The organism is Brevundimonas bacteroides DSM 4726 (genome assembly GCF_000701445.1).
Taxonomy (GTDB): Bacteria; Pseudomonadota; Alphaproteobacteria; order Caulobacterales; family Caulobacteraceae; genus Brevundimonas; species Brevundimonas bacteroides.
In genome coordinates this window covers 1-14399 of sequence record NZ_JNIX01000002.1, presented here as the reverse complement: position 1 = coordinate 14399, position 14399 = coordinate 1, and the positions used below count along the sequence as shown (strand labels likewise).

13 protein-coding genes are annotated in these 14399 nt (G+C 68.5%); 5 read left to right on the top strand and 8 right to left on the bottom strand.

The window, feature by feature from the left end; all coding sequences use genetic code 11:
• Positions 1-234: 234 nt before the first annotated feature.
• The 5 genes from Q333_RS16765 to Q333_RS0100540 form a co-directional block, all read right to left on the bottom strand.
• Positions 235-870 carry a hypothetical protein gene (locus Q333_RS16765; protein ID WP_051651016.1) on the bottom strand — a complete coding sequence of 212 codons (636 nt, stop codon included), beginning with the start codon at positions 868-870 and terminating at the stop codon, positions 235-237.
• 12 nt (positions 871-882) lie between these two features.
• Positions 883-2031: a polysaccharide biosynthesis/export family protein gene (locus Q333_RS0100555; protein ID WP_029414797.1), complete on the bottom strand. Its 1149-nt coding sequence runs from the start codon at positions 2029-2031 to the stop codon at positions 883-885.
• Between the two features lie 74 nt (positions 2032-2105).
• Positions 2106-3377: a glycosyltransferase family 4 protein gene (locus Q333_RS0100550; RefSeq protein WP_029414796.1), complete on the bottom strand. Its 1272-nt coding sequence runs from the start codon at positions 3375-3377 to the stop codon at positions 2106-2108.
• Positions 3374-4780, bottom strand: a complete 1407-nt coding sequence (locus Q333_RS0100545) for a glycosyltransferase family 4 protein (RefSeq protein ID WP_211249670.1) — start codon at positions 4778-4780, stop codon at positions 3374-3376. The genes Q333_RS0100550 and Q333_RS0100545 overlap by 4 nt, the downstream gene beginning before the upstream one ends.
• Before the next feature lie 110 nt (positions 4781-4890).
• Positions 4891-5886: a KpsF/GutQ family sugar-phosphate isomerase gene (locus Q333_RS0100540; RefSeq protein ID WP_029414794.1), complete on the bottom strand. Its 996-nt coding sequence runs from the start codon at positions 5884-5886 to the stop codon at positions 4891-4893.
• Positions 5887-6057: 171 nt separating this feature from the next.
• Here Q333_RS0100540 and otsB point away from each other — a divergent pair, with 171 nt between their 5' ends.
• From otsB to Q333_RS0100525, 3 genes are all read left to right on the top strand, one after another.
• Positions 6058-6825 (top strand): trehalose-phosphatase, encoded by a 768-nt coding sequence (otsB, locus tag Q333_RS0100535; RefSeq protein WP_051651014.1) that lies wholly within the window; start codon positions 6058-6060, stop codon positions 6823-6825.
• The gene (locus tag Q333_RS0100530) at positions 6822-8615 is read left to right on the top strand and encodes a glycoside hydrolase family 15 protein (RefSeq protein WP_029414792.1); all 1794 of its coding nucleotides are present in this window, start codon (positions 6822-6824) and stop codon (positions 8613-8615) included. The genes otsB and Q333_RS0100530 overlap by 4 nt, the downstream gene beginning before the upstream one ends.
• Before the next feature lie 66 nt (positions 8616-8681).
• The gene (locus Q333_RS0100525) at positions 8682-10094 is read left to right on the top strand and encodes an alpha,alpha-trehalose-phosphate synthase (UDP-forming) (protein WP_029414791.1); all 1413 of its coding nucleotides are present in this window, start codon (positions 8682-8684) and stop codon (positions 10092-10094) included.
• Here the strand turns inward: Q333_RS0100525 and Q333_RS0100520 are convergent, their stop codons facing one another.
• Complete coding sequence (locus Q333_RS0100520; protein WP_029414790.1) at positions 10095-10703, bottom strand: glutathione S-transferase family protein; 609 nt, start codon at positions 10701-10703, stop codon at positions 10095-10097.
• Positions 10704-10895: 192 nt separating this feature from the next.
• Between Q333_RS0100520 and Q333_RS0100515 the strand changes: the two genes are divergently transcribed.
• Entirely contained in the window at positions 10896-11606 is a 711-nt protein-coding gene (locus tag Q333_RS0100515; RefSeq protein ID WP_029414789.1) for a helix-turn-helix transcriptional regulator, read from the top strand.
• Here the strand turns inward: Q333_RS0100515 and Q333_RS0100510 are convergent.
• Together Q333_RS0100510 and Q333_RS0100505 are read right to left on the bottom strand one after the other, a co-directional pair.
• Positions 11600-12802, bottom strand: coding sequence for an acetyl-CoA C-acyltransferase (locus Q333_RS0100510; RefSeq protein ID WP_029414788.1), 1203 nt, complete (start codon positions 12800-12802; stop codon positions 11600-11602). The genes Q333_RS0100515 and Q333_RS0100510 overlap by 7 nt on opposite strands.
• Before the next feature lie 90 nt (positions 12803-12892).
• Entirely contained in the window at positions 12893-13801 is a 909-nt protein-coding gene (locus Q333_RS0100505) for an SDR family NAD(P)-dependent oxidoreductase (RefSeq protein ID WP_029414787.1), read from the bottom strand.
• A 200-nt stretch (positions 13802-14001) separates the two neighbouring features.
• Here Q333_RS0100505 and Q333_RS0100500 point away from each other — a divergent pair.
• Positions 14002-14399, top strand: a 398-nt coding sequence (locus Q333_RS0100500) for an outer membrane beta-barrel protein (protein ID WP_029414786.1), incomplete at its 3' end; no start/stop codon positions are given.

Here is a 14399-nt window from a genome sequence, read left to right as displayed (position 1 = left end):
TTGACTTGAATCCGTCATGGCGGTGATGTGCTCCCACTCGAACGGCGCGGCGCTGTGAGGCGCAGCCGCTGGACGAAGGCGTTTCGGGGAGGAAACGTCCGCTCCTGAGAGAGCGAGAAAGCCCGCTGCGATGTATCCCCCGCAGCGGGCTTTTTCACGCCTGGAGGTTGGCTGCGCCACCGCTCGCGACGCGGTCGCCTGCTGCTTGAGCGCAGGCCCGATCACTTGAGCCGCCTAGGATTGGCCTGTCGTCCTGCGGCTCTTGCGCGGGGCTCGCGGCTTGGGCGCGGCCTTTGACTTCGCCGCCGGCAGCGCCGCAACGGGCGGCTCGGGCGCGTCATCCTCCGGCGTGGTCAGCTTCAGCCGCGAGGATTCCTTCCACGCCTGTGCGTCCTTCAGCCTCTGCCAGTCGACGCCCAGACGGATGGCGCGCTCGATGTCGTCGCCCGGATCGCCGACCGCGCGGCCCGTCATCCGGTCCTTCAGGTGTCGGCACGCCGAAAGCAGCGCCGAGGCCGCGCGCAGCTCGGCCGAGGCCCCTTCATGACGACCCAGGTCTTCCAGCGTGGCGAACTTCCAGCCCGACTCCGTCGGCCGCTCCAGCACCATGTCCCAGCGGCGGGCGATGTCGACGTCCTCGCCCAGATAGTCCCAGGCGTCGGAAACAGGCCCGCGACGGTAGTGCCCCGGCTTCGTCGGCAGGCCGTGATCGGCATAGACCTTGAGCGCGCTGGCCTCGACCTCGGCCATGGTCGGCAGGCTCGCGGACGCCCGGCGACCGGCCTTCTCCCAGACGTCGGCGACGCGCGCGACGGCCGTCCCGGCGTCCGGGGCGGCCCGTCGGCTGGTCAGCAGGTTGCGCCACGACATGGGGCGATGGCCTCAGTCGTTGTTGAGCGCGTTCGTGACCGAGATGTCGTAGACGACCCGCGAGATCTGCTGCACGAACTCGAAGAACTTGCGCAGCTCCGCCGCCGTGGCGCGCGGGGCGTAGATGGTGTCGTCCGGCTTCACCTCGAACGAACCGGCCGTGAAGAAGCCCGACGCCTCTTCCAGGTTCAGGCGATAGACCACCGGCACGCCCCGCACCGTGGGCGGCTGGGTGACGCCCAGCGCCTGGGCCACCTCGGGCCGTTCGAAGCGGAAGACCAGTACCGAGCGCGCGTTGGCGAAGTTGTCGTTCAGGCCTCCGGCGCGGGCGAGCGCGCTGGCGAGCGTCAATTGACCGGCGGGCATGTCGGCTTCGGCCACCGTGCCGAGCGCGCCGAAGGTCTTGAACCGTCTGGGAACGTAGACGAGGTTGATCTGGTCGCCGCGCTGCAGGCGGATGTTCTCGCCGAAGTTGGTCGTGACGGCGGTGAGCGGGGCCGAGTAGGTCTGGCCGTCCCGGCGAATCTGGACCTCGATGTCCTCGACGGGACGGGCGGCGCCCCCCGTTTCGGCGATCACGTCCAGCAGGGTGTCGGCGTTGACCGACAGGGGCGCGCGGCCCGGCTCCTTGACCTCGCCCAGAACGGTGACGGTGTTGGAGAAGTTCTCCTCGATGGTGACGGTGACCTGCGGGTTGCCGACGCGGCCGGCCAGCGCCCGACGAATGGCGGCCCCGGCCTCGGTGGTGGTCAGACCCGCCACGCGAACGGCGCCGGCGAAGGGCACGGTGACGGTCCCGCCGCGATCCACCGCGACGCTCGGCAGGGCCTGATTGCCCGAACGCACGCCTTGCGACGACGATCCCCCGCCGAACAGGGTGCCGGAGGGTTCGAAGATGGCGATGGACAGGAGGTCGCCCTCGCCGATCACATCGACGCGCTCGGTGCTGGCGGCGGCGGCCAGCGAGCCCAGATAGGGCGCGGCGACCGCGCGGATGCGCTCGGCGGCGGCGTAATCCAGCTCGACGATGGCGTAGTCGGCCCCGTCCACGTCCTCGACCGCGCCCCGGTCGATGGCCCGACCCGACGGCCCGTCGCGGGGCAGGGTGGAGCAGCCGGAGAGAACGGCCGCGAGCGCGAGAGCGAGCAGTTTACGTGTCATGGCGTCCGGGCTTTGCAATCCACGAAGTGATTACCGGCCTTTGCGAAGCGCCGCCAGTCCGATCAGCGGCCCGATCACGCCGCCTGGGCGGGTCGCGCGGTCAGGCCGACGCATTCGGCGACCCGCGCGAAGTGCCGATCCCAGGTGGGCGCGGTATAGGGCGCGCCCTTGGGCGGATGCCGGGTCGCCTTTTCCAGCGCCTTGAGCCAGCCCAGGCCGTCCAGCGGATCGATCAGCTGGGCGTTGGGCACCAGTTCCCTGTGCGCGGGGATGTCCGAGGCGATCAGCGGCACGCCGAGCGCGGAGGCCTCCACCGCCGGCAGGTCGAAGCCCTCGACCGACGACGGCGCGACCAGGGCGCGCGCGCTGGCCATCAGGGTGGCGAGCGCGGAATCGGGCAGGTCCGACGCCTGATGCACCAGACCGCGCAAGGCGGGCGATCGTTCCAGATGGTCCAGCACCGCCTCGTTTTCCCAGCCATAGCGGCCGACGAGCACCAGCTGGGGCGCGGCATCGCCCATCCGCTCCTGCAAACGTCGCCAGATGGTCAGCAGGAAGGCCAGGTTCTTGCGGGCTTCGATGGTGCCGATGTGGACGAAGTAGGGGCGCGGCGTCGGCGCGGCCGGGGGCGCGAGAAAGGTCGGCTCCAGCCCCAGATGCACGGCGTCGATGGGCGGCGGCGTGATGCCTTCCCGTGCCGCGAAAGCGGCCAGCTCCGAGGCCGTGTAGTGGGAGTTCACCAGGATGCGCGAGGCATGACGCAGCGTCGTCATGACCCGGTCCCGGTGCTTGATGTCGTCGCCGGGACGGCAGAATTCGGGATGGGTGATGGGGATCAAGTCATGCAGGAGGATGATGCGCTCGATCCCGCGCGCCTCCAGCCCTCTCAGGATGGACGGGTCGCTGAGACCGGTATGGCCGACGTTGAAGTAGAGGCTGCTGGACGGCAGGTTCTGGATCCACTGAGAGCGGAACAGCTGTTTCAGCACGCGCGTGCGGCGGCCGGGCGTGCGGGACGGGTCTGCCGGCGGCTCGCCGATGACGGACTCCTCGGCCTTGTGACCGCTGGCGAGCGCCGTCATCAGCCGCATCTCGTCTGGCGTCAGCGAGCGTTCGAAGAAGTCGCCGGTCCAGCGCGAGCGCAGCGTCTTGACGCACTTGCGGAACCAGGGCTCGTCGACGGCGACCAGCTGCTCCTGTCGCCCGCGCACCGGCGTCACCGTGACGTCGGGCAGGGACAGCAGCCACTCCGCATAGGCCAGGCAGACGCGGTCGACGCCGGTCGGCGCGGTGCGCTCGGCCCGGCTGAGCAGGCGGCTGGCGTCGAACAGGACGGACCGGGTCACGCCCCGACCTTCGCATAAAGATCGGCGAGCCGCGCCCTGTAGGCCTCGACCGAGAACTTGGCCGCCTGGATGCGACCCCGGGCCTCCAGGTCCAGCCGCAGGGCCTCGTCCTGCTCCAGCGCCCTCAGACCCCGGCTCATGGCGGGCACGTCATAGGGATCCACGCTGATGGCTGCATCTCCAGCCACCTCGGGCAGTGATCCGCCCGTGGAGGTCAGCACGGCGGTGCCGAGCGCCATGGATTCCAGCACCGGCAGGCCGAAGCCTTCGTAAAGCGAGGGGAACAGCGTCGCCCGCGCGCCGCGGATCAGGCTGACCAGCATGGAGAAGGGCAGGTACTCATAGCGGCGGATGCGCTCGGCGCTCGGTCCCTTGTCCGCCAGCACCTGGTTCATCAGAGCTGTTTCCGGTTCGTCCAGCCAGGCGCGGCCCCCGACAACGACCAGCGGGGTGGTGCAGCCCGAGGCGAGGTAGGCCTCGACGATGCGGCCCAGGTTCTTCTTCGGCTCGATCGCGCCGAAATGCAGGAAGTAGTCCTTCCAGCCCAGATCGAAGATCCCTTCCAGCTCTGTCGCCACCTCGGCGTCCGGGCGCGAGGTCAGGCTCGAGGGGAGGTGGACGGCCTGATAGGTGTTGGTGACCCGATCCTCGGACACGCCCAGCATGCGGATGACGTCCTGGCGCGTCGTCTCCGACACTACGGCGATGTGGTCCGCGCGGCGCGCGATGGCGCGGCACAGGGCGAAGTAGGCCGGCTTGTCGTCCAGCGTCGTGTGCGGCAGCCGCAGCGGGATCAGGTCGTGGATGGTGTAGACGTTGGGCACGCCCCGCGCATGCAGCGGCAGGGTCGCGGTCCAGTGCATGATGTCGGGGCGACGGCCGCCCTCGACGTCGAAATCGACCGGAGTTTCCTTACGGTAGGCCGAGAACGACCGGTTGGCGCGGAAGAACAGGTCGTGAGCGGCCCAGAAGGACGAGGCCTGGGGGCGGCCACCGGCGCGGGTTGGCCAGAATACCTCGCCGCTGGGTGTGACGGGCCAGGCCTTGACGCCGTTCCGGCTGGTCAGGGTCTGAAGATAGCGGGCGATCCGGCGATTCTTGCGTGGCCGCTCGGCGTCGACGAGAGCCGTCTCGTTCAGCAGCGGCCGTTTGGACCGTTTGCGGGGCGGGCCGTAGATCACCTGGGTGTCGTAACCCATGCCCCGGACGGTCGAGAGCAGGTTGCGCCCGTAGGTGGCGATCCCCGTGCCCTTGGTCATGGCGATGTTGTAGCCGTCGATGCACAGCGTCGGGCCGGTCGTAGAGACGGGGGACGAAGCACTCAACCCGGTGGGTTCGGCCGCGGCGGTCGTCGAGAACTCCGTGGGGCGCGACGGCTCCCCGACATCCACCGACCTGTCCAACGTAAGCCTTCGACGTGGTTGTTCCGCCTGGCCGGCGCATCGCGGCGCACGGTCAGGCTGGCGGGGTAGACCCTCGCTCCTAGGGGGTCAACCGGCAGGCAACCCGATGATCAGGCGACGTAGCCCGCCTGCATCAGTTCGGCGATGTGGACGATGGCGACGGGACGCCCGTCCTCGACCACGAAGAGGTTGGAAATCTTGTTGGCGGTGAGCAGGTCCACCACGTCGCTCATGCGCTGGTCCGGGCCCACGGTGATGGGCTGGCGGCTCATTATGTCGCCCGCCGTGATGCGCGAGACGTCCTGTGAGAAGGCCCGGCGCACGTCGCCGTCGGTGATCATGCCCGCCAGCGTTTCGTTAGCGTCCAGCACAGCGACCGAGCCTTTTCGCCCGGCCGTGATTGCGGCCACGATCTCGGCGAATGCGGCGTCCATCGCCACGGTCGGCGGCGGGGCGTGATTGTCGCCCATCCACTCGCGCACGCTCTGTAGGCTCATGCCCAGCGAGCCGCCCGGATGGTGCAGGCCGAAATCCGTGGCCGAGAAGCCGCGCCGTTCCATCAGGACCATCGCCAGGGCGTCGCCGAGCGCCAGCGTCATTAGGGTCGAGGTGGTGGGGGCCAGGCCGTTGGGGCAGGCCTCGGCGACGCTCGGCATCACCAGCGATACAGCCGACATGCGGGCCAGGAAGGACGACGCCCGCTGGGTCATGCCGATGACCGGGATGTCGTTCCTCTGGCAGAAGATCAGCGGATCGCGCAGTTCGCGGCTTTCGCCCGAGTTGGAAATGGCCAGCAGCGTCGTGTCGTGGCGCAGCATGCCGAGGTCGCCGTGGCTCATTTCGGCCGGATGGACGAAGAATGCGTTGGTGCCGGTCGATGCGAGCGTCGCGGCGATCTTGTTGCCGATGTGTCCCGACTTGCCCATGCCCGTGACGACGACATAGCCCGGACGCGACAGGATGATCTCGACCGCCCGCACCAGACTGCCGTTGACCGTCCGCTCCAGCGCCTCCAGCGCCTCAATGTTGAGGCGGATCACCGAACGGGCGTGGTCGATCATAGGGCCGGCGGCGTCGCCGGAAGTCGTCTTCGCATCGAGGGGCATGGGCCTTCGGTCTCCTCGCAACAGGCGCGCGGTGTAGACCCAAGCCGCCCGGCTCGACAATCCGTGGCCATGATCGACGGCTGTAACTCGAGTTCATCCGCCCTTCTCAACCTTTGCCGCAGTCGGGCGTTAGGTCGCCGGGCGTACCTGAAGAAACCGCATAGAGAGACCATGCCGCCATCCGCCGGGACCCTGACCCGCACCCTTTTCGCACCGCCGATTCCGGCGACGGGCGGGATCGCCCTCTTCCTGGACCTGGACGGGACGCTGGCACCCCTCGCGTCGACCCCGGACGCGGTGCTGGCCGATCCCCGTCGCACCGAGGTGCTGCGGTCTCTGGATCGGGTTCTGGGCGGCCGGGTGGCGATCGTCAGCGGCCGCACCCTGGAGGAGATCGACCGCATCGCGGGTGGGGCGGCCCACTCCGCTTCCGGGGTGCACGGGCTGGCGCGGCGCCGCCGCGACGGCAGCCTGGACGGGGCCGAGGCCAGCCGACATGTGGCCGAGGCCGTCGCGGCCCTTGAGGTCTTCGCGGCGAACCGTCCCGGCGTCATCGTCGAGGACAAGGGCGTCTCGGCGGGTCTTCATTACCGCCAGTCGCCGGACGCTGAGGCCGCAGCGCGGACGCTGGCGCAACGCCTGTCGGACGAGACGGGACTGGATCTTCAGCCCGGCCACATGGTGCTGGAGCTCAAGACCCCCGGCGCCGACAAGGGCCAGGCGGTCGCCGCCTTCATGGCCGAGCCGCCCTTCACCGGCGCGACGCCGATCATGGTCGGAGACGACCTAACCGACGAGGCCGGGTTCCGCGCCGCGACCGCGCTCGGCGGCTACGGCGTGCTGGTCGGACCGGAACGCGACACCGCCGCCCGGTATAGGCTCGACGATGTGGAGGCGGTCCTGACTTGGCTGGAAGCGATCGCGGAGGCCCGCGCATGACCCCGTCCCGCCGCGACCTTGACCTCGCCCCCATCGGCAACTGCGCCATCTCGGCCCTGATCGACCGTCAGGGTCGCTACGTCTGGGCCTGCGCGCCGCGCGTTGACGGCGATCCGGTCTTCTCGGCCCTGATGGACGGCGACGCGCCTGAGCACGGCTTCTGGTCGCTGGAACTGGAGGGCCAGGTCTCGGCCGAGCAGGCCTATCGCCACAATACGCCCGTCCTGCGCACCGTTCTGACCGCGGCCGACGGCGCGGCGGTCGAGATCATCGACTTCGCCCCGCGCCACAAAAAGCATTCCCGGACCTATCGGCCTCTGGCCTTCGCCCGCATCGTTCGGCCCCTGTCGGGCAGCCCGCGCATCCGCATCCGGCTGCGTCCCTCCGCCGATTGGGGCGCGCGGCAGGCCGAGTGCACCTCCGGCTCTAACCACGTCCGCTATCTGTGCACGGACATCACCCTGCGTCTCACCACCGACTGCCCGGTGTCACATGTGCTGGAGGAGCGGCTATTCCGGCTGGAGCGCCCCCTGACCTTCTTCCTCGGCCCGGACGAGGGCTATGATCAGGAGGTGGGCGCCGGCGTTTCGGCGACGCTGGATCGGACGCTGGCCTATTGGCGCGACTGGGTGCGCACCCTTTACATCCCGCTGGACTATCAGGAGGCGGTGATCCGGGCGGCGATCACGCTCAAGCTCTGCGTCTATGAGGAGACCGGGGCCATCGTCGCCGCCATGACCACCTCGGTGCCGGAGTTCCCAGAGAGCGGGCGCAACTGGGATTACCGCTACTGCTGGATCCGCGACGCCTACTACACGGTGCGCGCCCTGAACCGGCTCGGCGCGGTCGACATCTTGGAGAACTATCTCGTCTATCTGAGGAACCTCGTCGACGCCTCGGCGGGCGGCCATGTCCAGCCGGTCTATGGCGTGGGTTTGGAAGAGGACATCGACGAGCGCATCGTCGACACCGTCGCCGGCTATCGCGGCATGAAGCCGGTCCGCGTCGGCAACCAGGCGCGCGAGCACCTGCAGCACGACGTCTACGGACAGATCGTCCTGCCGCTGGTCCAGAGCTTCTATGATCAGCGCCTGCTCCGCCCCGGCTCGCTCGACGACTTCCATGCGCTGGAGAAGGTCGGCGAGCGCGCCTTCGCCATGCACGACCAGGTTGACGCCGGGCTGTGGGAATTCCGGACGATCGCCCGGGTCCACACCTATTCCTCGGTCATGTGCTGGGCGGCCTGCGACCGCCTGGCCAAGGCGGCGGCGCATCTGGGCCTGAGCGATCGCGCGACGCACTGGACTGAGCGGGCGCAGATCATCCGCCAGCGGATCGAGGCCGAGGCCTTCCTTCCCGACGAAGGCCGCTTCGGCGCCAGCTTCGGCGGTCAGGAGCTGGACGCCTCGCTCCTCCAGCTCGTCGATCTGGGCTTCCTGGAACCCCACGACCCCCGCCAGGTCGCCACCTTCGACGCCATCGAGCGTGATCTGAAGAAGGGACCCTACCTCTTCCGCTACGTCGAGCCCGATGACTTCGGCGAGCCCGAGACCGCTTTCAACTTCTGCACCTTCTGGTTCATCGAGGCGCTGCACCAGAACGGCCGCGACGCCGAGGCGCGCGAAATCTTCGAGCAGATGCTCAGTCGCCGGACGCATGCGGGCCTACTCAGCGAGGACATCGCCATCGAGACGGACGAGCTGTGGGGCAACTACCCCCAGACCTATTCCCTGGTCGGCATCATCAACTGCGCCGTCCTGCTCAGCCGGTCGTGGACCGACGTCCGATGACGGTTCACGCGCCGATCACGCACTTGCGATGGAGCCGAACGGCAGCTTGACCGTTTGAGGCGCGTCATGACCCGCCTGATCGTCGTCTCCAACCGCGTTTCCGCCCCCGTTGACCCCGCCGCCGGCTCCGCCGGGGGCCTTGCGATGGCCCTCTCGGCCGCCCTCCGGAAATACGACGGCCTCTGGTTCGGCTGGTCCGGGGAGACCGTCGAGACCTTCACCGGCGAGCTGACGGTCGAGGACCGTGCCGGCGTCACGGTCAACCTCGTCGACCTCGAGGCCCAGGACGTCGACGAGTACTACAACGGCTACGCCAACAAGACGCTGTGGCCGCTGTTCCACCACCGGGTCGATCTCACGGCCTACGAGCGGTCCTACGGGGAGGGCTATGAGCGGGTGAACCGGCGCTTCGCCGAGACGCTCGCGCCGCTGATCCAGCCCGACGACATCATCTGGGTCCACGACTATCACCTGATCCCGCTCGCCCGGGACCTGCGCCGGCTGGGCGTCACCAACCGGATCGGCTTCTTCCTCCACACCCCCTGGCCGGCGCGCCAGCTGCTGGTGACCCTGCCGCATCATCGCCGGTTGGTGGAGAGCCTGTTCGCCTACGACCTCATCGGCTTTCAGACCCAGGAATGGCTGGACCTATTCCGCGACTACGTCATCTCCGAAGTCCGAGGCGAACTGGCGGGCTACGGCGGGTTGGAGGCGTTCGGGCGTCGGGTCCGGATCGGCACCTTCCCCATCGGCATCGACGTCGACGGGTTCGTGCAGGCTCGCGATTCGCGAGAGGGCGTTCGCACCTATGACCGCATGGCCGCTTCGGCCGCATTCCGCTCCATGATCGTCGGCGTCGATCGTCTCGACTATTCCAAGGGTTTGGAAGAGCGCATGCTCGGCTACGAGCAGTTCCTGCGCGACCATCCCGACCTGCGCGGCGACGTCTTCCTGGTGCAGGTCACGCCGATCAGCCGCGACGAGGTCGATACCTATCAGGACATTCGCGCCCGGCTGGATTCGCTCGCTGGCCGGATCAACGGTGAATACGCCGATATGGATTGGCAGCCGATCCGCTATCTGAACCGCAGCTATCGCCGCGATCAGCTGGCCGGCATCTATCGCGCCGCCCGCGTCTGCCTGGTCACGCCGCTGCGCGACGGCATGAACCTGGTCGCCAAGGAATATGTCTGCGCCCAGAATCCGGAGGATCCCGGCGTCCTGGTCCTGTCGCGTTTCGCCGGAGCCGCCGAACAGATGGGCGAGGCCCTGCTGGTTAATCCCTTCAGCCGCGAGGAGGTCGCCGACGCCATCCACCGCGCCCTGACCATGCCGCTGAAGGAGCGCATCCGGAAATGGCGGTCCCTCATGAAGGTGGTCGAGGACACGGACGTCGGCCTGTGGCGCGACGCCTATGTCGGGGCGCTGAAGTCGGTGGAGATCGCCGGTCAGAACGGCGACCTCCCCCACGCCGCCTGATCAGGCGGCCTGCTCCAGAGCCACCGCGCTGTCCCGCGCCCGCGCACGGGCGTTCGCCGGTCGCGCGACCAGGCGCTCCAGATAACGACTGAACAGGGGGCTGTCGGGCAGCATCAGCCGCACCCAGGCGAGCGTCGATCCGATCATCACGTCCGCCACCGTGAACCGCGCGCCCATCAGGAACGGGCCATTCCATAGGGCCTCCATCAGCCGATCCATCGCCGCCTCATACCGTGCGTCGGAATAGGGATCACTCGCTCCGCCCATCCGCGCGAACAGCGCGGGCTCCAGTTCGCCCGCCGCCCAGGTCAGCCAGGTCAGCAGAGCGCCCCGTTCCGGCGACCCCACCGGCGCGCCGAGACCCGCCTGGGTATGCAGGTCGGTCAGATACAGCGCCACCGCCGCCGATTCCGTGATGAGGGATCCGTCATGGATCAGGGCCGGAACCTTGCCGTCCGGATGCGGATTCTTCGGATCAGCTTCGCCGACCTTCTGACCGTTCCGCCAGGCGATCTCGCAATGGACAACCTCGACGTCGGCCCCAAGCTCCTCGATCAGCCAGAGAATGCGCGATGAGCGGGTTTGGGCAGCATGGAACAGCGTCAGCACGATTGAATCTCCCTCTTCACCGCCCGGAGACCGCCCCCCGACGTCGATGGATTGACTACCGCCACTCTGCTGCCAGCATGCTGTCAGCAGCGGCCGTCTAACGTCGCCTAAGGTCACGGCCAGCCAGGTCCAGGGGAAGGAGACCGCGCTCAAGCAGCGAGGCGCCGCGCGCCGAGCGATAGCGCCACCAAGATGCGCAAAGCCGACCGCCTCTTTCAGATCGTCCAGCTGCTACGGCGCAGCGGCCAGCCGGTGACGGCGGAGGCCATGGCGGCCGAGCTGGAGACCTCCAAACGCAGTGTCTATCGCGACATCGCCGCCCTTATGGGCCAGCGCGTGCCGATCCGGGGCGAGGCGGGTGTGGGCTATGTGCTGGACACGGGCTTCGACATGCCGCCGCTGATGCTGACGTCCGACGAGATCGAGGCGGCGGTGCTGGGCGCCCAGTGGGTCGCCGGCCGGGGCGACCCCGCGCTGGCCCGAGCCGCCCGCGACCTGATCGCCAAGATCGCCGCCACCGTGCCCGAGCGTCTGCGCCCCATGGTGCTGGAGCCCGCTGTCTCCACCCCGCCCGGATGGAACGTGCTCCCCGAAGCCATCGACATGGCGGCGGTGCGGCGCGCCATTCACGGCGCCCGAAAGATCACGCTGCACTACAGAGACGAGAAGGAGGCTGAAAGCCGCCGCACCGTCTGGCCCTTCCAGATCGCCTACCGCGACACCACCCGCATCGTGCTGGCCTGGTGCGAGATGCGGGACGATTTCCGCATGTTCCGCACCGACCGCGTGCTGGACGCGACGGTCCTGGAGGACCGCTATCCGGCACGGCCGGCGCAGCTGAGGGCCAAATGGCGGGCGGAAATGACCGCCCGTTACGGCGACGCCCATGACGGAGGTCAGTAGATCTCGAACAGCCCCGCCGCGCCCATGCCGCCGCCGACGCACATGGTCACGACGCCATACTTGGCTCCGCGCCGCTTGCCCTCGATCAGGACGTGGCCGGTCATGCGCGCGCCCGACATCCCGTAGGGATGGCCGATCGAGATGGCTCCGCCCGAGACGTTCAGCCGGTCCATCGGAATGCCGAGCGTGTCGGCGCAGTAGAGCACCTGCACCGCGAAGGCCTCGTTCAGCTCCCAGAGGCCGATGTCGTCGACCGTCAGGCCGTGGCGCTTCAGGAGCTTGGGCACGGCATAGACCGGGCCGATGCCCATCTCGTCGGGCTCGCAGCCCGCCACCGCCATGCCGCGATAGCCACCCAGCGGCTGCAGGCCCCGCTTCACCGCCTCGCCAGCCTCCATGATGACCGAGGCCGAGGCGCCGTCCGACAGTTGGGACGCATTGCCCGCCGTGATGAACTGGCCGTGCCGGATCTCTTCTCCGCCGCCAAAGACGGGCTTGAGCGTCTGCAGGCCTTCCAGGGTCGTGTCCGGCCGGTTGCCCTCGTCCTTGGACAGCGTGACCTCCTTGGCGGACGTCTGCCCCGTCGCCTTGTCCGCCACCAACATGGTCGTTGTCATCGGCACGATCTCGGCGTCCAGTCGACCTTCAGCTTGGGCGGCGGCGGTGCGCTGCTGGGACTGGAGTGCGTATTCGTCCTGCCGGTCGCGCGAAATGCCGTAGCGGCGCGCCACCACCTCGGCGGTTTCCAGCATCGACATATAGATGTGAGGCGACAGCTTCAGCAGCGCCTCGTCCTTCATGCGGTAGAGGTTCATGTGCTGGTTCTGAACCAGCGAGATGGACTCCAGCCCGCCGCCGACCGCCATCTTCTGCTGGTCGAAGATCACCTGCTTGGCCGCCGTGGCGATGGCCATGAGGCCCGAGGCGCACTGCCGGTCCAGGCTCATGCCCGGAACCGTGGGGGGCAGCCCCGCCGCCAGCGCCACCTGACGGGCCACGTTGGTGCCGGTCCCGCCCTGCTGGAGCGCCGCACCTATGACCACGTCCTCGATCTCGGCCGGATCGACCCCCGCGCGCTGGACGGCGTGACGAACGGCATGCGCGCCCAGCTGCTGGGGCGCGGTGTCGTTGAAGGCCCCGCGATAGGCCCGCCCGATCGGGGTCCGGGCCGTAGAAACGATCACCGCTTCACGCATCATACTCTCCCTGGCTGACGGCTGCGCGTCATTGTCGATTGGTTCGGGTCGAACCTAGGCTCCTGCCGTCACGTCAAGGCAAGCCCCGGCTCAGCCGCCGATGGCCTTCTGAGCCTTGCCCAGCTCGATCATCCCCTGGGCCGCCCCCATCTCGGGCACGATCTCGCCGGTGCGGTCGCTGATTTCGGCGAAGCGGGCGGCGATCTGCTCGGGCGCGTCCTGGCCCACGACCCGAATGCCTTGCGTCAGGGTGACGTAGGCCCGCTCGAACCCGCCGGCGCCCGCGCCCAGGATGCAGCGCGTCGGCGCGTCCTGGCTGACCAGATAGAGCAGGCCCGGCGTCACCAGCTCCGGCCCCAGATGATCCAGCGGGAGCGCCGCGCCCAGATCCTCGGTCATGCGGGTGTGTGCCGTGGGGGCCAGGCAGTTGACCCGGATGTCGTTCTTGGCCCCCTCGATCGACAGGGTCTGCATGAAGCCGACCAGGGCCATCTTGGCCGCGCCGTAGTTCGACTGGCCGAAGTTGCCATACAGCCCCGAGGACGAGGTGGTCATGACGATGCGGCCATAGTTCCGCTCGCGCATGCCGTCCCACGCCGCCTTGGTGCAGTTCACGGCCCCCATCAGGTGCACGTCGACGACGAAGCGGAAGTCCTGCACCTCCATCTTGGCGAAGGTCTTGTCGCGCAGCACGCCGGCGTTGTTCACCAGGATGTCCACCGAGCCCCAGCGGTCGGTCGCCTCGGCGACCATGGCCTTGACGGCCTCGAAGTCGGTGACGGAGGCGCCGTTGGCGATGGCCTCGCCCCCGGCGGCCTGGATTTCGGCGACCACGGCCTCGGCCGGGGACTGGGATCCGCCCGAGCCGTCGCGGGCGACGCCCAGGTCGTTGACGACCACCTTGGCCCCCCGCGCCGCCAGCGCCAGGGCGTGCGCCCGGCCCAGCCCGCCGCCCGCGCCTGTGACGATCGCCACCTTTCCGTCAAACCGAATGGCCATTCGTTCATCTCCCTTGGCTTTGCCTCGCTCTGATAACAGGCGTGATTTCCTCGCCAAGGGGGCGATATGTGTTGAAACGGCGCCACAGTCGCCCTATTCCAAGCTGAAATGAGGAACCAGGGCCCAACTCTGCCGTTCGGCCCGGTGAGCGTCGCGTGTAAGCGTGGCCTTTGGGCATTCAATTCGACATGAGGACTGACATGAAGCTGAAACTTCTCGCCAGCGTCGCGGCAGCGGGGCTCTTCGCCGCTGGTGCTGCTTCGGCTGAGCCGGATGGGTGGTATGGCGCGATTGACGCCGGCTATCACCAGATGGACGACATCAACGCCGAGTCTTCGACGACGGGCGTGAACTGGAACTATGAAGTGAACAACGGCTGGGCGGCGTTTGCGCGTCTTGGCTATCGCTTCAACCCGAACTGGCGTGTGGAGCTCGAGGGCGGTTACCGCTCGGGTGACGTGGGCACGGTTCGTCGGGCCAACAACAATGTTCCGTCGGGTCTGTGCAATGTGACGCCGGCGACGGGCGGCTGCTTCTCGCCGGAAGGCGACATCGAGTCGGTCACCCTGATGGCCAATGTCCTGTACGACATCGGCGG